The organism is Sphingomonas phyllosphaerae, assembly GCF_036946485.1.
Taxonomy (GTDB): domain Bacteria; phylum Pseudomonadota; class Alphaproteobacteria; order Sphingomonadales; family Sphingomonadaceae; genus Sphingomonas; species Sphingomonas phyllosphaerae_E.
The window spans coordinates 73,943-91,339 of record NZ_JAQIJA010000002.1; the positions used below are offsets into that span (position 1 = coordinate 73,943).

A 17,397-nucleotide genomic window follows, 5' to 3' on the forward strand; every position below is an offset into this window, starting at 1 on the left:
CACGGCTTAGGGTTTGTGTGAGGTTGCAACAAGGTGGTGTTGGTGGGGGGATTGGTGGTGTCTCACGCTGCCTCTTGCCGTCATCCCGAACCCGATCCGGGATCCCGCTTCTACCTCCGGCCGCCAAGACGAAGCGGGCCCCCGGATCACGTCCGGGGCGACGAAGAGGGGCAGGTTCACCTGTGAACGCTATCATCAAAATGTGCGGGAATGACTTACCTGCGGCAATGTTGCTGCTAAGCAGGGGGGATGACGGGGGAGAAACGCAAGCGCCGATCGGGCGTGCCGACGATTGCCGACGTTGCGCGGCTGGCGGGCGTTTCGCAGATGACGGTGTCGCGCGTCATCAACGGCGAAAGCAATGTGCGCGCGGAAACGCGTGACGTGGTGAACGCGGCGATCCGGCAACTCGATTATTCGCCGAACCCGGCCGCCCGGCGGCTGGCGGGCGTCGCGCAGGTGCGGATCGGATTGTTGTTCAGCAATCCCAGCGAGGCGTATCTGAGCGCGTTCCTGCTCGGCAGCCTCGACCAGGCCGGGCAATCGGACATCCAGTTGGTGGTGCAGAAATGCGAGCTGGACGATCACGAGCGCGACGTGACCGAGCGACTGGTGCGCGGCGGAATCGACGGGATCATCCTGCCGCCGCCGCTGTGCGATTCGCCGGCGGTGCTCGACGTGCTGCTCGCCGCCGATATTCCCACCGTGGTGGTCGCGACCAGCGCATCGCCGCCACAGGCCGGCGCAGTGGCGATCGACGATCGCGCGGCGGCGCAGGCGATGACCGAGCATCTGCTGACGCTGGGGCACCGGCGGATCGGCTTCATCAAGGGCAACGACAACATCCATGCCAGCGCCGAGCGGCTGGCGGGGTATCGCGACGCGTTGACGGCGGCGGGGGTGACGCCCGACGAGTCGCTGGTGGCGCGTGGGCTGTACGATTATCGCTCCGGGCTGGCGGCGGCGGAGGCGTTGCTGGATCGCGCCGAACCGCCGACCGCGATCTTCGCCAGCAACGACGATATGGCGGCGGCGTCGGTGGCGGTCGCGCATCGCCGGGGGCTGGACGTGCCGCGCGACCTGACCGTGTGCGGGTTCGACGACAGCGCGCTTGCCACGACGATCTGGCCGGAGCTGACCACGATCCGCCAGCCGATCGCCGACATGAGCCGCGCGGCGGTGCGACTGCTGGCGACGATGCTGGCGGAACGGCGCGAGGGTGGGCGCGCCGCCGCGCGACAGGTGACGCTGGATTATACGCTGGTGCGGCGGCGGTCCGACGCGCCGCCGCGACGAGGCTGACGCGCCGGGGGTCGCTGAACCGCGCCGCGCGTGATAGCGCGCGAGCCGCAGCGGGGGCGTGGAGGTTCGACGGTGAGTGACGGCGTGGCAGCGGGGCGCGGCTGAGATGGGCGCGATCGCCGGGCTGTTTCACCCCTCGACGCCGAAGCCGGTCGATCCGGCGCGCGTGCGCGCGATGGCCGCGGCGATGGCGCATCGCGGACCCGACGGCGCGGGTGAGTGGACCGCGCCGGGAGTCGGCTTTGCGCACCGGCGGCTGGCGGTGGTCGGCGGCGCGGCGGCGACGCAGCCGGTCGCGACCCCCGATCTGCGCTATGCCGCGATGCTCGACGGGACGATCCTGAACCATGCGGCGCTGCGTGCGGAGCTGCGCGCGCTGGGGCATCGGTTCGCGGGCGACGGCGATGCGGAGGTGGTGCTGCACGGCTTTGCGGCCTGGGGGCCTTCGCTGCTCGACCGGCTGGAGGGCGCGTTCGCGATCGCGGTGCACGATGCGGCGACGCAGACGTTGTTCCTGGCGCGCGACCGGCTGGGGGCGAAGCCGCTGCATCTGGCGATGCTGCCGGACGGGGCGCTGATCTTCGCGTCCGAGTTGAAGGGGTTGCTGGCGCATCCGCTGTTGCGGCGGGTGCCCGACGTGGCGGCGGTCGCGGACTATCTGACGCTGGGCTATGTGCCCGACGATGCCTGCGTGATCGCGGGCGTGGAGAAGCTGGCGGCGGGGCATTTCCTGCTGGTCGAGCGCGCGCGGCCGTTGCGCGGGGCGCGACGGTGGTGGGCTCTGCCCGAGCGGGGCGACGCGCCGGGCGATGCGTTGCTGGCCGAGCTGCGCGCGGCGGTGGCGCGGGCGACGGGTGAGGCGCGGCCGACGGCGCTGTTGCTTGGCGGGATGGGCGATGCGGCGGTGGTCGCCTTGTCGGCGGAGGCGAGCGGCAAGGCGGTGCCGACCGTGGGCGTGGGAGACGATGGCGGCGTGGCGGCGCGGTTCGCGACCGCGCATCGCCGTGCCGCGCTCGACGACCTGCCGGGGCTGCTTGCCGATCTGGTCGCCACCTTCGACGAGCCGTGCGGCGATCCTGCGGCGCTGGCGGCGCTCGTCGCGGCGCGGGGAAGCGGGCCGGTCGTGATGTCGGGGGCCGGTGCGTCCTTGCTGATGGAGGGCGGACGATGGCGGCGGTTCGCGCGGCGCGAGCGCTGGCGGCGCTGGCGGTGGACGCCGCCGGGACTGGGGGAGGCCGGGGCGGACTATGCGCTGGCGCTCGGCACGACGGATACGCGCGGGGTGTGGAGCGCGGCGGGGCGGCGCGCGCTGGACGGGCATGACGTGATGCGGCGCTTCGCCGCGGCGTGGCGTGAGGGCGATCCGCTCGACGCCGCGCTGCGTGGCGATCTGGCGACGCGGCTGCCGGGGCAGGCGCTGACGATCGCGGATCGCGCCGGGATGGCGGCGGGAGCGGAGTGGCGGACTCCGTTCGCCGACGCGGGGTTGGTGGCGTTCATGCTGTCGCTGCCGAGTGGCGTGCGGCAGGCGCGCACGTCGCCGCTGGTGGGGGCGATGGCGCGGCACCTGCCCGCGATGCCGGTGTCCGCGCCGCCGCTGCCGGTGTCGCAATGGCTGCGCGGGCCGTTGGCGGCGGAGGTGGCGGGGTCGCGGCTGTTTGCCGAGCTGGGCTGGTTCGACATGGCGGGGATCGCTGCGCTGGTCGAGCGCCACCGCGCCGGGGATGACCAGCACGGTGCGCTGTTGTGGCGGTTGCTAGTGCTCGAGCGGAGCCTCAGCCGCTTGTTCGGCTGGCCAGCGTCCGCTTGATGAACAGGTCGAACAATTGCGGCCAGTGCGAGCCGGGGAGCTCGGGCGGGAGATAGGCGGGGCCGAAGCCGTGGCCGCCTTCCTGGAAGAAGTGCGCCTCGACCGGCACGCGCGCCGCCTGACACGCCGCGAGCATCGCCATCGGCTGCGCGGCGGGGACGACCGGATCGTCGAGCGCATGGGTGATGAAGATCGGCGGGGTCTCGCGGTTGACGCGCCGGTCGGTATCGAAGCGCGCCGCGCCGAGCGTGCCCACGCGCATCCGGTCGCCGGTGATGACGGGGTAGATCAACCCGGCATAGGCGGGACGCGCGGGTTGGTCGTCGGCGGCGTCGACGCGATCGTAGACGGGATCGGCGTAGGCGGTGGCGATGCTGGCGGCGAGCAGGCCGCCCGCCGAAAAGCCGACCACGCCGAGCCCCGCGGGGTCGATCGAGAAGTCGGCGGCGCGGGCGCGGATCAGCCGGATCGCGCGCTGCGCATCCTGGAGCGGTACGTCCTGTGGTTCGAGCCAGCCCTCGCCGGGCAGGCGATAGGCGAGGACGAAGACCGTGACGCCAAGCGGGTTGAAGGTGCGCGCGACGTTGATGCCTTCATTCTCGACCGAAAGGAAGCGGTAGCCGCCGCCGGGCAGCGACAGCAGCGCGCGGCCATCGGGGCGGGCGGGGCGATAGACCCCGACGACCGGCTCGGCGACTCCGCGCAGGTGGAGTTCGCGGCGCAGGGGCTGGCCGCTCATCTCGTTGTTCGGGGTGGGGAGACGGCGCGGGCTGTTGGGCGGCCGGTTCGGCCAGAGCTTGAAGTGCTCGCGCGGTGGCCATGGCGTGATGCCGGTGGCGTCCTGCGCGGCCGCCCGCTGCGCGATTGCGAGGGTGGCGAGAGTTGCCGTTCCGCCGATCAAGGCGCGCCGGTCGATGTGCATCGCTATGTCCTCCCGCTGTTCTTCGTCGCGCTGGTGTAAGACGGCGGCCGAGCGGCACGCAACTTCGTCAGGTCAGAAGACCGCGACCGCTGCGTGGAGCGTCAGCGCGGCGAGCAGCAGGCTCGACATCAGGAACAAGGCGAAGCGCGGAGCGACGCGGTTGGCGGTGGCCTGCACCAGGCTGTGCGCGACGCGGACCGCCACATAGCCCCAGGCGAGCCACGCATTCATCCCGTTGCCCGTGCCGCTGATCGCGATGACGGCGCAAACGGCATAGAAGAGCGTCGGCTGCTCCATCAAATGATTGTAGTTATGCGCTTTCCACTGCGCTGCGGCGGGCAGCGCGCGATCGGCGTCCGCGCCCTTGCTCCCGACCAGCTTCCGCACATCGATGCCCGCTGCCGCCATGGCAGGCATGCGCGTCGCGATCATCCAGCAGAGCATCACCAGCGTCCAGGCGATCAGCGCCACCATCGGGCGCAGGATATCGCTGTGCATGAAAAAGCCTTCCCCAGTTGGTCCCCGGGGAAGGCTGCATCAGCGCGTCTGCCAGCGCAACATTACTTGCCGTCGAACAGGGTCGCCCACTTGCGGGTCGGGCGGTCCTTCCACAGGCCGCGGTGGTAGGCGTCGGACGCCAGCAGCGGCATCACCGAGCCGGCCTCGGCGAACACCATCTGCTCGATGCCGGTGTTGACCTTGCCCCAGCTCGCCGCTTCCTGAAGCGTCGAGGACGAGCACGCGCCGTCGCGGACGTCGGCGACGGTGATCTGTACCGCGTACTTGTGCACCTCGACATCGTCATGGCCGAGGATCTCGGCGCAGACGACGGTGTCCTGGATGAAGTTCTTCGGCACGCCGCCGCCGATCATCAGCAGGCCGGTGGTGCCGGCCTTGATCTTGATGTCGGTCAGCTCGCGGAAGTCCGCGACCGCGTCGATCATCAGATACGGCTTGCCTTCCTTGGCACGGTCGACCTGATGCTTGACGAGGCCGAAGCCCGCCGAGCTGTCGACGAACGCCGGGCAGAAGATCGGCACGTCATGCTCATAGGCGAGCTTGACGAGGCTGTTCTCCTTCTTGCCGTGCTCGACGAGATACTTGCCCATCTCGCGGATGAAGGCGCGCGACGAATAGGCCTTCGGCTCGATCGAGTTGCAGATCTCGTAGATCGTGTGGTCGCAGTCCTGAAGCTGCTCCTCGTCGATGTATGTGTCGTAGATGCGGTCGATGTAGAGCGAGCGCAGCGTGTCGTCGTCGGGCACTTCGAGCGCCTGATAGTGCTTGTAGCCGAGGCCCTCGAAGAAATCCATGTCGACGATGGTCGCGCCGGTGGCGACGATCACGTCGACCATGTTGTTGCGCACCAGCTCGGCATAGAGGTCCATGCAGCCGCCGGCCGAGGTCGACCCGGCGATGACGAGGACGACGGTGCAGTCCTTGTCGCCCAGCATCTGGTTGTAGATCTTCGTCGCGCGGCCGAGGTCGCGGCTGGTGAAGCTCATGTCGCTCATCGCGTCGACGATCGGGCGCGCGTCGAAGCTCTTGATGTCGATGTGCTTGACCTGCTTCGACAGCAGCTCGGCCTTGCGATGGTCGTTGATCTTGGTGTCGGTCATGGGGGCTCCCACAGGGAAATGCACGTCGTTCAATGGGGACGCGAAGACCCGAACGATGACGGCGCGCGGAATGTCCGCACGCCGTCACCGGATCACTGAAGTCGGAAGGTTACAGCTTCACGACGTTGCCGGTAACCTGACGCGGCAGTTCGATGTAGAGCGACTCCATCGGCTCGTCGGTGGCGACCACCGTCTCGTCCGAGGTGAAGCCGTTGAACGCGGTGCGCATCGCCGCGCCGTACGCGCCGAGCATCCCGATCTCGACATAGTCGCCGACCGTCACGTCCGCGGGCAGCGGGAACGGACCGGGCATATAGTCCATGTCGTCGCAGGTCGGGCCCCACAGGCTGAACGCATGATCGCGGACGGTCGACTCGGGCTCGCGCAGCAGCGCGACCGGGTAGCGCCAGCCGATGTGCGCCGCGTCGAACAGCGCGCCATAGGCGCCGTCGTTGATGTACAGTTCCTCGCCGCGGCGCCGCTCGACGCGCACCACGACCGAGCTGTACTCGGCGCTGAGCGCACGGCCCGGCTCCGCCCAGAGTTCGGCCGAATAGCTGATCGGCAGGCTCTCGAAGGCGCGGTGGATCGTCTCGAAATAACGCTCCAGCGGCGGCGGGGTCATGCCCGGGTAGGCCGAGGGGAAGCCACCGCCGACGTCGATGACGTCGACCGTCACCGCCGCCGCGACGATCGCCTGACGCACGCGCTCCATCGCCTGTGCATAGGCATCCGGGGTCATCGCCTGCGAGCCGACGTGGAAGCAGATGCCGAGCGCGTCGGCGACCTGACGGGTGGCGAGCAGCAGTTCCTTGGCCTCGTCCGGCGACACGCCGAACTTCGCGCCCAGGCTGAGCTTCGAATGCTCCGACGAGACGCGCAGCCGCACACACAGGGTGAGGTCGGCGGCGCCGCGGGTGGCACGCACGATCTTCGCCAGCTCTTCCATGCTGTCGAGCGAGAAGGTGCGGACACCGTGCGTGAAATACGCCTCGGCAATCGCTTCCTCGGCCTTGACCGGGTGCATGAAGCACAGGGTCGCGTCCGGCAAGGTGCGGGCGACCAGACGGACCTCGGCGATCGAGGCGACGTCGTAGGTCGTCACACCATTGTCATAGAGCGTGCGTAGCAGCTCCGGGCTCGGGTTCGCCTTGACCGCATACATGGTCCGGCCCGGAAACTTCTCCGTGAAGAAGCGGGCGGCCCGTGCCGCGGCGTGCGGACGAACGATCGTCACCGGCTGGACCGGCTGACGAGCAGCGATGTCGATGGCCCCGGCGACGTGATCGGCGGGAACGGTCGAGAGGGGCGCTAGCCCCAGCGCGCGATGATGCTGGTGCAATTCAAGGGACCTCCAATTGCCTTGCGGCATACGGTGACAAAAAGCTGCCTTGCGGTTGGAAGTCCCATGGGGCAGCGGAGGCGCGAAATATGATCGCTGGACCCTAATGTAAAGTGTCCATCGCGACGAAAGGTGCATTTGTGACGATTATGCGACAACCGACCCGCGCGGGGGTCCGCGATGCTGCCGCCAAGGTCGCCGCAGTGCTGCCATCGACACCGATATTCTCGCTCGAAATCAATGGAATAGATGTCACGTTTAAGGCCGAGTGTCTCCAGCCGGTCGGTGCGTTCAAGGTACGTGGCGCATGGCACCGGCTGACCGCCTTGAGCGAAGAATCGCGTGGTCGTGGGGTGGTGGCCTTCTCTTCGGGTAATCATGCGCAGGGGATCGCCTGGGCAGCGAAGCGGCTGGGGATTTCGGCGACGGTCGTGATGCCCGCCGACGCGCCCGCCGCGAAGCGCGAGTCGACGCTGGCGCTGGGGGCGGAGGTGGTGTCGTATGATCGCGCGACCGAATCGCGCGAGACGATCGCGGCGCGGCTGGCGGAAGCGCGTGGCGCAACGTTGGTGCCGAGCTTCGACGATCCGTGGGTGATCGAGGGACAGGGCAGCGCCGGGGTCGAGGCGGCGGCGCAGATGGCGGCGGCTGGATTGGGCGCGCCGCGGCATGTCGTCGTCCCGTGCGGCGGCGGTGGGCTGGCGGCCGGGCTTGCGCTGGCGTTGCCCGAGGCGCGGGTGACGGTGGTCGAGCCCGAGGGCTGGGACGACATGCGCCGCAGTCTGGAGGCGAGCTGGATCGAGCCGGTCGGCGATGCGCCGCCGCCGACCGCGTGCGATGCGTTGCAGACGACCCGCGTCTCGCCGCTGACGTTCGACGTGTTGTCGCGGCGCGATGCGACCGGGGTGGCGGTCAGCGAGGCGGAGGTGCGCGCGGCGCAGCGCTGGGCGGCGGCGCAGTTGCGGCTGGTGGTCGAGCCGGGCGGGGCGGTGGCGCTGGCCGCGGTGCTGGCCGGGCGGGTCGCGGTCGAGCCGGGGATGCTGGTGATCCTGTCGGGCGGGAACGTCGACATGGCGGACTATGCGCGGGTGCTGGCGGGGGAAGGCGCGTGAACGGGACGCTGACGGGGATCGCGGCGGTCGCGCCGGCGGTGGCGATGCTGGCGGCGTTCGCATGCGCGATCGGCGGGGGGTATCTGCTGGTCAAGCGGCGGCAGCGGCTGAAGGGCGTGCTGATGCTGGTGATGGCGGCGGTGCTGGTCGGGAATGTGCTGATCTGGACGCTGTGACGCTCGCGCGAATGTTGCGAATGTTGAGACGATGGCGGGGTTGGCGCGGGCGGGGCGCTTGCGGCTGTCGAGGCGGTGGCGGGGGTAAGGGCGCGGCGCAGGCATGACGGCCCGCCAATACGCCTTGTCGGGGCGTGTAGGAAAGGCCGGTTGCGTGGAGAGCGGTGTCCGTCATCCCGGACTTGATCCGGGATCCCGCTTCTTCTGTCCGGCGTCGATTGAAGCGGGGCCCCGGATCAAGTCCGGGGCGACGGGAGAACCTGCCGCACCGATACTATATTCCTATTCGCGCTCGCCCCATCGCCAGCGCCAGCCGCCGTCGGTCTTAAAGGCGGCGACGACCGACAGCAGCACCGCGGCGGCAAGGATCGCGGCGGTTCGTGCGGCATGGTCGAGGAAGATGTTGGCGAGCGTCAGGATCGCGAAGAAGAGCGCCAGTAATGCCCAGCCCTGCCACGCGATCGGCATTCCCGCGCCATAGCCGTAGCGCTTCGGGGCGAACCATGGCTTTTGCGGGTGTGACGGCATCGCGTACCTCCGCCGGCATTATAGCGCGGGGGTGGACGCGGGCGAAGCCCGCGTCGTCGGTCGGCGCGGAGCGCCGCCGGCCGGGCTGGCGCGCGTGGCGCGGATCAGCGCGGCTGATCCGCTCGCGCCAGCCTTACTTGATCGGCGAGTTCGGATCCAAACGCATGTCGAGGTAATTGTCGACCGACTTCATCAGGTCGTCCATCTCATGCTCGAAGAAGTGGTTGGCGCGCGGGATCACGTCGTGGTGGATCGTGATGTGCTTCTGCGTGCGCAGCTTGTCGACCAGCTTCTGCGAGGCGAGCGGGGTGGCGACCTCGTCCTCGGCACCCTGGATGATGATCCCCGACGACGGGCACGGCGCGAGGAACGAGAAGTCGAACAGGTTCGCGGGCGGCGCGATCGAGATGAAGCCGCGGATCTCCGGGCGGCGCATCAGCAGCTGCATCGCGATCCAAGCGCCGAAGCCGAAGCCGGCGACCCAGGTGGTCTGCGCCTCCTGATGGAAGCTCTGCACCCAGTCGAGCGCGGAGGCGGCGTCGGACAGTTCGCCGATGCCGTTGTCGAACGTCCCCTGGCTCTTGCCGACGCCGCGGAAGTTGAAGCGCAGCGTCGCGAAGCCGCGGCGCTGGAAGGTCTTGTACAATTCCTGCACGATCTTGTTGTTCATCGTGCCGCCCGCGTTCGGGTGCGGGTGGAGGATCATCGCGACGGGCGCGCGCGGGCGCGGGGCGGGGGCGAAGCGCCCCTCGATGCGGCCTTCGGGTCCGGGAAAGATGACTTCTGGCATGATGACCTTGTGCTTGGACAGGCAGCCGTTGGGGCCGGCGGGAAGCGCGCTATATAGGCCCGGACGCCGAAAATGGAATGTGTCTTGACCGAGCCGCTGTACCTCGACCACGCCGCGACGACTCCGATGACCCCCGCGGCCGTGCAGGCGGTGCGGGACGGGATGGGGATGTGGGCCAATCCGTCCTCGCCGCATGCTGCCGGGCGCGCGGCGCGCGCGGCGCTGGAGGCGGCGCGCGGGCGGATCGGTGCGGCTTATGGCTGGCGGCACGAGGTGTTGCTGACGAGCGGGGCGAGCGAGTCGCTGGCGATCGCGCTGGGGCGGTGCATTCTCGGACGGCGGATCGTGTCGGCGGTGGAGCATGACGCGGTGCTGCGCGCGGCGGGGCGGGCCGATGTGGTGCCGGTGGATGCGCTGGGGCGGGTCGATCCGAAGGCGCTGGGCGACGTGGCGGGCGCTCTGGTGGCGGTGCAATGGTGCAACAGCGAGACCGGGGTGATGCAGCCGATCGCGGAGATTGCTGCGGCGGTGCATGCGGGCGGCGGGTTGCTGCTGGTCGATGCGGCGCAGATGCCCGCTGCGGAGGAGCTGGCGGGGGAGGCTGACTTCGTCGCGGTGTCGGCGCACAAGCGTGGCGGCCCGCCGGGGACGGGGGCGCTGCTGGTGCGCGATGTGGCGACGCTGCATCCGAGCGGGGGGCAGGAGCGCGGCTATCGGCCGGGGACGGAGAATTTGCCGGGCGTGCTCGGCCATGCTGTGGCGCTGGACGAGCCGGAGCCGGATCATCGCGAACGCCGCGCGCGGCTCGACGATGCGATCCGGCGCTCGGGCGGGATCGTCGTCGCGGAGGACGCCGCGCGGACCCCGGCGATCGGCGCCTATCGGATGCCGGGGGTGGCGTCGGCGGCGCAGCTGATCCGCTTCGATCTGCAGGGCATCGCGGTATCGGCGGGGAGCGCGTGCGCGAGCGGGAGCCTCAAGCCCAGCCATGTGCTGCGCGCGATGGGGTGGAGCGAGGAGGCATCGCGCGAGGTGGTGCGGGTCAGTTTCGGACGGACGACGACCGACGAAGACGTCGAACGCTTCATCGCGGCATGGCGCGGGGTGGCGCGTGCAACCGGGCGGTTCGCGGCGTGACCTATCTCGATTATCAGGCAACGACCCCGCTCGCGCCGGAGGCATTGGACGCGATGCTCCCGTGGCTGCGCGACCAGCACGCCAATCCGCATTCACCGCACCGCGCCGGGCGCGCGGCTAAGGCGGCGGTGGAGGTGGCGCGCGCGCAGGTCGAGGCGTTGTTGCCCGCCGGCGGACGCGTGGTGTTCACGAGCGGGGCGACCGAGGCGCTCAACTGGGCGATCAAGGGCACAAGCGGCGCGATCGTGACGCAGGCGACCGAACATGCCGCGGTGCTTGATACGGTGGCGGCGAGCGCGCGCGGGAATGTGGTGCTGCCGGTCGAGCGCGACGGGCGGGTCGCGCCGGATGCGGTCGCGGCGGCGGTGCAGGAGAGGGGCGCGCGGCTGGTGGCGGTGATGCTGGTCAACAACGAGATCGGGACGATCCAGCCGGTCGCCGAGATTGCGGCGGCGGTGAGGCCGCTCGGCGCGCTGCTGCTGTGCGATGCGGTGCAGGGGTTCGGTCGCATCGCGATCCCGGACGGGTGCGACATGGTCGCGGTGTCGGCGCACAAGATCTACGGGCCGAAGGGGATCGGCGCTTTGTGGATTCGCGAAGGCGTGACGCTGACGCCGCTGTTGCATGGCGGCGATCAGGAAGGCGGTCGCTCGGGGACGCTCAGCCCGGCGCTGTGCGCGGGGTTCGGCGCGGCGGCGGCGCTGGCCAAGGCGCGGATGGCCGAGGATGCGGCAGAGGCCGCGCGGCTGTTTGGCGTGGCGCGCGGGCGGTTGAACGGGTGGACGCTCAATGGGGCTGAAGAGACGCGCTGGCCGGGCAATCTGAGCGTGCGGCGGGACGGGTTGGATGTCGCGCGGCTGATGAGCGACGTGCGCGACGTGGCGTTCTCGGCGGGGTCGGCGTGCGCGAGCGGGTCGGGGCGGACCAGCCATGTGCTGCGCGCGATCGGGCTGAGCGATGCGGAGGCGCGTGCGACGATCCGGATCGGGTTCGGGCGCTATACGCGCGAGGAGGAATTGCTGGCGGCGCTCGACCGGCTGGTGGCGGCGGCGGACGCGCAGAAGGTGGCGGCATGAAGGTGATCTTTGACGGCGAGGAACGGGCGGCGAGCGTGGGAGAGCGGCTGCTCGACGTCGCGCGGCGCAACGGACTGCCGCTGGAGGGGACGTGCAACGGCGATCTGGCGTGCGCGACCTGCCATGTGATCGTCGATGCCGACTGGTTTGCGAAATTGCCGGCCGCGCGCGAGGAGGAGGAGGACATGCTCGACCTCGTCGCCGATGCGCGGCGGACCAGCCGGCTGGCGTGCCAGATCGTGCTGACGCCGGACATCGACAAGCTTTCTGTTAGCTTACCATAGGGTTCAGGGTCGGTGCAGCGCCTCCCGCGCATCTTGCCAAGCAAGGCAGGGGATTTCGGGAGTAGAGCGTATGAAACTGATGACCTTGAGCTTCGCGGGCCTGATGGCCGCCATGACATTGGTGCCGACCGCGGCCTCCGCACAGCCGGGACCGCGGCATCACTGGGACGACCGACGTGGCTGGGACGACCGGCGTGACGACCGGCGCGGCTGGGATGACCGGCGTGGCTGGCGCGGTGACCGCGGGTGGCGTGGGGATCGCGGCTGGCGGGGCGATCGCGGCTGGCGCGGCGACCGTTATGCGTGGAACGGCTATCGCGGGCCGCGCACGCAGACCGTGTGCCGCTGGGTAGACGGTTATTATGGGCCGCAGCGCCGCTGTTTCCGCGTGCGTCGCTAACGGTTTGACGCTTTGACTTGATCGGGCCGCCCGGCTCCGCCATATGGCGCGCGGGAGTCGGGCGGACGTGGTCGTCGCCAACCTGGTCAGGTCCTGACGGAAGCAGCCACAACGATTTCGCCGCGGGTCGTTCCGGCTCCCACCGCGCAGCCAGCGAGAGAGCGGCGATGCCGCTCCACGCTGGCAAGCGCGGCCGGCGGGGCGTAGCGCCGACCGACGACGCGGCTTTGCCGTGGCGGTTTTCTGACCCATCGGTGATTGTTGTTTCGGCGAGCGGATCGCGGGACTTTACAGACATGGGCCCCTGCCTTCGCAGGGGCGACGGGGCGCAGCGCGCACGCGGCCATGCTGGCCGCGAGACGCGCAAGCGCGGCCGGCGGGGCGTAGCTCCGGCCGACGACGCGGCTTTGCCGCGGCGGGGTTTGTTTTTCTGACACATCGGTGATTGTTGTTTCGGCGAGCGGATCGCGGGACTGTACAGACATGGGCCCCTGCCTTCGCAGGGGCGACGGTCTTTCCTCGTCATCCCGGACTTGATCCGGGATCCCGCTTTTACCCTCGTCAAGAAGAAGCCTTCGCCCCGGATCAAGTCCGGGGCGAAGGCTTCGGGCGGATGTCGGTCACGTTCCTCCATCGCCGGAGAAGCCTTCGACAAGCCGCATGCGCGCTCCTATATCCGCCGGTAATGTCCGACTCTCTCGACCTCGGTACGCCGCCGCAGCCTGCGGCAAGCGCGCAGCCTTATCGCGTGCTGGCGCGCAAATACCGGCCGCAGACCTTCGCCGCGCTGATCGGGCAGGACGCGATGGTCCAGACGCTCGGCAACGCGATCAAGCGCGATCGGATCGCACATGCCTTTCTGCTGACCGGGGTGCGCGGAGTCGGCAAGACCTCGACCGCGCGGTTGATCGCCAAGGCGCTCAATTGCATCGGGCCGGACGGACAGGGTGGGCCGACGATCGATCCGTGCGGGTTGTGCGAGCCGTGCCGCGCGATCGCCGAGGGGCGGCATATCGACGTGATGGAGATGGACGCCGCGAGCCATACCGGCATCGACGACGTGCGCGAGATCATCGAGGCGTCGCGCTATGCCGCGGTGTCGGCGCGCTACAAGATCTACATTATCGACGAAGTCCATATGCTGTCGAAGGCGGCGTTCAACGGGCTGCTCAAGACGCTGGAGGAACCGCCGGCGCATGTGAAGTTCCTGTTCGCGACCACCGAGGTGAACAAGGTGCCGGTGACGGTGCTGTCGCGTTGCCAGCGGTTCGACCTGCGGCGAATCCCGGCGCAATTGCTCGCCGAGCATTTCGGGCGCGTCGTCGAGGCGGAGGGCGCGCAGGCCGACCCCGAGGCGCTGGCGCTGATCGCGCGTGCGGCGGAAGGGTCGGCGCGCGACGGGCTGTCGATCCTCGATCAGGCAATCGCGCATGCCGATCTGGAAGGCGGCGGGGTGCGCGCCGAGGCGGTGCGCGAGATGCTCGGGCTGTCGGACCGCAATGCGGTGCGCGATCTGCTGGCGCTGGTGCTCGCCGCGGATGCGCCCGGCGCGCTGGCGGCGCTCAGGCGGCAATATGATCTGGGGGTCGATCCGCTCGGCGTGATGCGCGCTTTGCTCGAGGCGGTGCATGGCGTGACGCAGGTGAAGGTCGGCGCGCCCGACGATCCCGCGCAGCCGGCCGAGGAGCGCGCGGCATATCGGGAGTGGGCCGGCAGGCTGTCGTTCCCGGCGCTGCACCGGCTGTGGCAATTGTTCCTGAAGGGGCATGAGGAGGTCGGGCGCGCGGCGCTGCCGATCGAGACCGCCGAAATGGCAATCCTGCGCGCGATCCATGCCTCGACGCTGCCCGATCCGGGCGAGCTGGCGCGGCGGCTGGCGGCGGGGGATGTGCCGGTCGCGGTGCCGAGCGCGCCTGCTGCACCGGTTGCGCCGCCTGCGCCGGAGGATCGTGCGCCCAAGGAGTTCGCGGGGGTGCTGACGCTGCTCGACGAGCGCGGCAAGCTCGACCTGCTGGTGCGATTGCGGCGCGGGGCGAGCCTCGTGCGCTATGCCCCGCCCGAGATCGTGTTCAGCGGGACGCGGCCCTTGTCGACCGATACGCTCACCGAGCTAGCGGCGGTGCTGCGTGAGGCGACGGGAACGCCGTGGAAGCTGGCGATGGCCGACCTGCCCGGCGCGCCGACGATGTTCGAGGCCGAGCAGGATGTGGTGCAGGCGCGGCATGACGCGGCGCGCGCGCACCCGATCGTCGCCGCGGCCTTCGATGCCTTCCCGGGCGCCGAACTGATCGATCCGAAACCTGCGCAGAGGAGTATTACATGAAGGATCTCAACGACATTCTGGCGATGGCCCAGAACGTCCAGAACGAATTGCAAAAGGCGCAGGACAGCCTCGATACGATCGAGGTCGAGGGCGTCGCGGGCGGTGGACTGGTGAAGGTCAAGGCGTCGGCGAAGGGGCGTATCATCTCGGTCGCGCTCGACGACTCGCTGATCGTGCCGTCCGAGAAGCAGATGCTCGAGGACCTGATCGCGGCGGCGCTGAACGATGCGCGCGCCAAGGCGGATGCGGCGTCGTCGACCGAAATGTCGAAGATGACCAGCGGGCTGCCGTTGCCGCCGGGGTTCAAGCTGCCGTTCTGATTCGGCACAGCGGCGATCCTTCCGGTAACGGAACATTGCCGGCGCGGTCGCATTCATGGCTCCATCAACCGAGAGGGAGAGAGCCATGAGTGACGATCGCGTGACGCAGACCCCGCACACCACGATCATCGAACGCCGTGGCGGCGGTGGTGGCGGGTTGCTGATCGGGCTGGCGGTGCTGATCGTCGTGGCGGTGGCGGCCTATTTCATGATCGCACGCGGTGACAGCGAGACCGCGAAGAACAATGCGATTACCTCGGCGGCGAAGAGCGTCGAGAGCACCGCGGACAAGGCTGGGTCGGCGATCGACGGGGCGACCGATAAGAAGTGATTGGCTGGGCTGGTCAATCCAGCCCTCCTCCGTCACCCCGGACCTGATCCGGGGTCCCGCTTCTACACCGGGCGTGAGATAAAAAGCGGGACCCCGGATCAAGTCCGGGGTGACGGCAGAACTACAAGTCTCTGCTTACAACAACGATCCCTGCCGGGCGCTGCTTTCGCGCGGGGCTTGGCGGAACGCCGCGGTGGCATCGACATAGGGCAGGTCGGGTCGGCGGCCTTTGAAGAGCTCGGCCAGCGTGATGATCTGGAGGCGCGGGTAGCTTTTGCCCGTTACCTCCGACGTGAAGCGGCCGGCGGCGGCGGCTTCCTTCTCCATCGGGCGCGACGGCGCGGCCTTGGTGACGAAGACCGCGCCGGCGGCCTTTTCGCGGATCATTGCGGAGTGGAGGTCGCGGATCATCGTGACGCCGACGTGATCGCCGCCCTTTACCGACACCAAAGCGCGCTCGGTACGGCGGCCGTCGGGCTTGAAGTAGATGATGCCGTCGATCCCGCCATCGGCCCCCTTCTTCCGGCCGGCATAGGGCATGGCATCGACCATCGACACCGCCCACCATTGGAACTGGTATTTGTCGCGGCGAGCGAGATCCTCGGCGGAGGCTAGGTCGCGCGGGGTGCCCTCGACGGTGAAGGCGATGCCGGGGAAGGCTGCCTGCATCCGCTTTTCGATCAGCGAGATGGCGAGATGCGTCACGTCGATCCCGATCCACTGGCGATCGAGCTTCTGCGCGGCATGAACCGCGGTGCCGCAGCCGCAGAACGGGTCGAGCACGACATCGCCCTCGTTCGAGGAGGCGGCGATGATACGTTCCAGCAAGGCGAGCGGCTTTTGCGTGGGGTAGCCGAGCCGCTCCTGCGCCTGCGAGTTGAGCGCGGGGATGTCGGCCCATAACGCCTGCACCGGCATCCCCTTGGCCTCGTCGAGATAGCGTTTGAGGCGGATGCCGCCGCTGCGCGTGAAATGCAGCCGGCCCTCGGCGTCGAGGCGGCGCATCGTCTCCTCGGGCATTCGCCACAGCGAGGTGACGCCTTTATACTCATAGGTATAGCCGCCCCCCGACAGCCCCTTGGCGGTGAGGTTGTCGTCCATCCAGCGGCGGCCGTCGGGGTCGCGCTGGCGGAAGCGGGCTTCGTACTCGGCGTCATAGGCGGTGTGGGGCGGGTGCCATATGTACTCCGCGCCGCGCGTGTAGAAGAGCAACGTGTCGAGGTTGCGCCCCCAGCGGCCGCCGTCGGCGTGCGCGGTGGTGCGCTTCCAGATGATCTCGTTGCGGTAGCGCTCGGCGCCGAACACGCCGTCGAGCAGCAGCTTGAGGTAGTGGCTCGCGGTGGAATCGCAGTGGAGATAGAGGCTGCCGGTCGGCTTGAGCACGCGGTGCAGCTCGATCACGCGCACCGCCATCATCGAGAGATAGGCCATCATGTCATTCTCGCCGAGGAAGGCGCGCATCGCGTTCAGCAGGTCGAACGCCTTGGTGTGGCCGCTGCGCGCGACCTGGTCGAAGGCGTCCTCGGCGCGGTCGTTCCAGCGCCAGGTGTCCTCGAACGCCGCGATCTGCGCATCGGCGCTGTCGCCGGTCGGCGAGCGGAAGAGGATGTTGTAATTGGCGTTCGAGTTGAAGGGTGGGTCGAGGTAGACGAGGTCGATCGACGCGTCGCCGATCTCGCGGCGGAGCACGTCGAGGTTGTCGCCGTAATAGAGGTGGTTGGTGGGTCGGTTCGCGCTGGACATAAGCGCGACTGGAGCGGGGTGCGGCAGGGTTGTCGCGGCGAGGTGGAGCCGTTGCGGAGCGGGTTGGGGCTTGCGTGCTCGGCGGGGATTGCGCCGGAATGGAGGTAAAAAGTCCGTCACCCCGGCCTTGAGCCGGGGTCCCGCTTAGGTCGCGATCAGAAGAAGCGGGACCCCGGCTCAAG

Annotated in this window: 18 protein-coding genes and 1 other RNA gene; 12 read left to right on the top strand and 7 right to left on the bottom strand. The window is 69.2% G+C overall.

All coding sequences use genetic code 11. From position 1 onward, the window contains the following. Positions 1 to 249 precede the first annotated feature (249 nt). Both PGN16_RS05800 and PGN16_RS05805 read left to right on the top strand, forming a co-directional pair. A complete protein-coding gene (locus tag PGN16_RS05800; RefSeq protein ID WP_335308471.1) occupies positions 250 to 1,302 on the top strand; it encodes a LacI family DNA-binding transcriptional regulator in 1,053 nt (350 codons plus the stop codon). A gap of 76 nt (positions 1,303 to 1,378) precedes the next feature. Then, positions 1,379 to 3,112: an asparagine synthetase B family protein gene (locus tag PGN16_RS05805; RefSeq protein WP_335308472.1), complete on the top strand. Its 1,734-nt coding sequence runs from the start codon at positions 1,379 to 1,381 to the stop codon at positions 3,110 to 3,112. Here the strand turns inward: PGN16_RS05805 and PGN16_RS05810 are convergent. From PGN16_RS05810 to PGN16_RS05825, 4 genes are all read right to left on the bottom strand, one after another. Further along, the gene (locus PGN16_RS05810; protein WP_335308473.1) at positions 3,078 to 4,034 is read right to left on the bottom strand and encodes an alpha/beta hydrolase; all 957 of its coding nucleotides are present in this window, start codon (positions 4,032 to 4,034) and stop codon (positions 3,078 to 3,080) included. The two genes, PGN16_RS05805 and PGN16_RS05810, sit on opposite strands and share 35 nt — an antisense overlap. Before the next feature lie 72 nt (positions 4,035 to 4,106). Next, complete coding sequence (locus tag PGN16_RS05815; protein ID WP_335308474.1) at positions 4,107 to 4,532, bottom strand: MAPEG family protein; 426 nt, start codon at positions 4,530 to 4,532, stop codon at positions 4,107 to 4,109. A gap of 62 nt (positions 4,533 to 4,594) precedes the next feature. Continuing rightward, positions 4,595 to 5,653, bottom strand: coding sequence for a 1,9-bis(guanidino)-5-aza-nonane synthase (locus tag PGN16_RS05820; RefSeq protein ID WP_335308475.1), 1,059 nt, complete (start codon positions 5,651 to 5,653; stop codon positions 4,595 to 4,597). A gap of 109 nt (positions 5,654 to 5,762) precedes the next feature. After that, positions 5,763 to 6,995 carry a type III PLP-dependent enzyme gene (locus PGN16_RS05825; RefSeq protein ID WP_335308476.1) on the bottom strand — a complete coding sequence of 411 codons (1,233 nt, stop codon included), beginning with the start codon at positions 6,993 to 6,995 and terminating at the stop codon, positions 5,763 to 5,765. Positions 6,996 to 7,144: 149 nt separating this feature from the next. Here PGN16_RS05825 and PGN16_RS05830 point away from each other — a divergent pair, with 149 nt between their 5' ends. Continuing rightward, positions 7,145 to 8,107 carry a threonine ammonia-lyase gene (locus PGN16_RS05830; RefSeq protein ID WP_335308477.1) on the top strand — a complete coding sequence of 321 codons (963 nt, stop codon included), beginning with the start codon at positions 7,145 to 7,147 and terminating at the stop codon, positions 8,105 to 8,107. Next, a complete protein-coding gene (locus tag PGN16_RS05835) occupies positions 8,104 to 8,283 on the top strand; it encodes a hypothetical protein (RefSeq protein ID WP_335308478.1) in 180 nt (59 codons plus the stop codon). The genes PGN16_RS05830 and PGN16_RS05835 overlap by 4 nt, the downstream gene beginning before the upstream one ends. Positions 8,284 to 8,565: 282 nt before the next feature. Here the strand turns inward: PGN16_RS05835 and PGN16_RS05840 are convergent, their stop codons facing one another. Next, positions 8,566 to 8,811, bottom strand: a complete 246-nt coding sequence (locus PGN16_RS05840) for a hypothetical protein (RefSeq protein ID WP_335308479.1) — start codon at positions 8,809 to 8,811, stop codon at positions 8,566 to 8,568. A gap of 133 nt (positions 8,812 to 8,944) precedes the next feature. Continuing rightward, positions 8,945 to 9,601 (bottom strand): alpha/beta hydrolase, encoded by a 657-nt coding sequence (locus tag PGN16_RS05845; protein ID WP_028965652.1) that lies wholly within the window; start codon positions 9,599 to 9,601, stop codon positions 8,945 to 8,947. An 84-nt stretch (positions 9,602 to 9,685) separates the two neighbouring features. Between PGN16_RS05845 and PGN16_RS05850 the strand changes: the two genes are divergently transcribed. From PGN16_RS05850 to PGN16_RS05885, 8 genes are all read left to right on the top strand, one after another. After that, entirely contained in the window at positions 9,686 to 10,738 is a 1,053-nt protein-coding gene (locus PGN16_RS05850) for a cysteine desulfurase family protein (RefSeq protein ID WP_443019587.1), read from the top strand. Beyond that, positions 10,735 to 11,814 carry a cysteine desulfurase family protein gene (locus tag PGN16_RS05855; RefSeq protein WP_335308481.1) on the top strand — a complete coding sequence of 360 codons (1,080 nt, stop codon included), beginning with the start codon at positions 10,735 to 10,737 and terminating at the stop codon, positions 11,812 to 11,814. The genes PGN16_RS05850 and PGN16_RS05855 overlap by 4 nt, the downstream gene beginning before the upstream one ends. Then, the gene (locus PGN16_RS05860) at positions 11,811 to 12,098 is read left to right on the top strand and encodes a 2Fe-2S iron-sulfur cluster-binding protein (RefSeq protein WP_335308482.1); all 288 of its coding nucleotides are present in this window, start codon (positions 11,811 to 11,813) and stop codon (positions 12,096 to 12,098) included. Before PGN16_RS05855 ends, PGN16_RS05860 begins: the two co-directional genes overlap by 4 nt. A 70-nt stretch (positions 12,099 to 12,168) precedes the next feature. Continuing rightward, entirely contained in the window at positions 12,169 to 12,498 is a 330-nt protein-coding gene (locus PGN16_RS05865) for a hypothetical protein (RefSeq protein ID WP_335308483.1), read from the top strand. 49 nt (positions 12,499 to 12,547) lie between these two features. After that, positions 12,548 to 12,645: signal recognition particle sRNA small type (gene ffs / locus PGN16_RS05870), an RNA gene on the top strand. Positions 12,646 to 13,183: 538 nt separating this feature from the next. Beyond that, positions 13,184 to 14,821 (top strand): DNA polymerase III subunit gamma/tau, encoded by a 1,638-nt coding sequence (locus tag PGN16_RS05875; RefSeq protein ID WP_335308484.1) that lies wholly within the window; start codon positions 13,184 to 13,186, stop codon positions 14,819 to 14,821. Next, the gene (locus tag PGN16_RS05880) at positions 14,818 to 15,141 is read left to right on the top strand and encodes a YbaB/EbfC family nucleoid-associated protein (RefSeq protein ID WP_028965658.1); all 324 of its coding nucleotides are present in this window, start codon (positions 14,818 to 14,820) and stop codon (positions 15,139 to 15,141) included. The genes PGN16_RS05875 and PGN16_RS05880 overlap by 4 nt, the downstream gene beginning before the upstream one ends. 85 nt (positions 15,142 to 15,226) lie before the next feature. Then, positions 15,227 to 15,472 (top strand): hypothetical protein, encoded by a 246-nt coding sequence (locus PGN16_RS05885; RefSeq protein WP_335308485.1) that lies wholly within the window; start codon positions 15,227 to 15,229, stop codon positions 15,470 to 15,472. A gap of 135 nt (positions 15,473 to 15,607) precedes the next feature. On the opposite strand, the gene PGN16_RS05890 is transcribed toward PGN16_RS05885, so the two are convergent. Then, positions 15,608 to 17,215 (bottom strand): DNA methyltransferase, encoded by a 1,608-nt coding sequence (locus PGN16_RS05890; protein ID WP_335308486.1) that lies wholly within the window; start codon positions 17,213 to 17,215, stop codon positions 15,608 to 15,610. Between the last annotated feature and the right edge of the window lie 182 nt (positions 17,216 to 17,397).

Coding starts and splice junctions, on each gene's coding strand:
- PGN16_RS05840 (WP_335308479.1), bottom strand. CDS start 8,811: ATGCCGTCACACCCGCAAAAGCCATGGTTCGCCCCGAAGCGCTACGGC.
- PGN16_RS05830 (WP_335308477.1), top strand. CDS start 7,145: ATGCGACAACCGACCCGCGCGGGGGTCCGCGATGCTGCCGCCAAGGTC.
- PGN16_RS05885 (WP_335308485.1), top strand. CDS start 15,227: ATGAGTGACGATCGCGTGACGCAGACCCCGCACACCACGATCATCGAA.
- PGN16_RS05820 (WP_335308475.1), bottom strand. CDS start 5,653: ATGACCGACACCAAGATCAACGACCATCGCAAGGCCGAGCTGCTGTCG.
- PGN16_RS05845 (WP_028965652.1), bottom strand. CDS start 9,601: ATGCCAGAAGTCATCTTTCCCGGACCCGAAGGCCGCATCGAGGGGCGC.
- PGN16_RS05880 (WP_028965658.1), top strand. CDS start 14,818: ATGAAGGATCTCAACGACATTCTGGCGATGGCCCAGAACGTCCAGAAC.
- PGN16_RS05860 (WP_335308482.1), top strand. CDS start 11,811: ATGAAGGTGATCTTTGACGGCGAGGAACGGGCGGCGAGCGTGGGAGAG.
- PGN16_RS05810 (WP_335308473.1), bottom strand. CDS start 4,034: ATGCACATCGACCGGCGCGCCTTGATCGGCGGAACGGCAACTCTCGCC.
- PGN16_RS05890 (WP_335308486.1), bottom strand. CDS start 17,215: ATGTCCAGCGCGAACCGACCCACCAACCACCTCTATTACGGCGACAAC.
- PGN16_RS05800 (WP_335308471.1), top strand. CDS start 250: ATGACGGGGGAGAAACGCAAGCGCCGATCGGGCGTGCCGACGATTGCC.
- PGN16_RS05875 (WP_335308484.1), top strand. CDS start 13,184: ATGTCCGACTCTCTCGACCTCGGTACGCCGCCGCAGCCTGCGGCAAGC.
- PGN16_RS05815 (WP_335308474.1), bottom strand. CDS start 4,532: ATGCACAGCGATATCCTGCGCCCGATGGTGGCGCTGATCGCCTGGACG.
- PGN16_RS05865 (WP_335308483.1), top strand. CDS start 12,169: ATGAAACTGATGACCTTGAGCTTCGCGGGCCTGATGGCCGCCATGACA.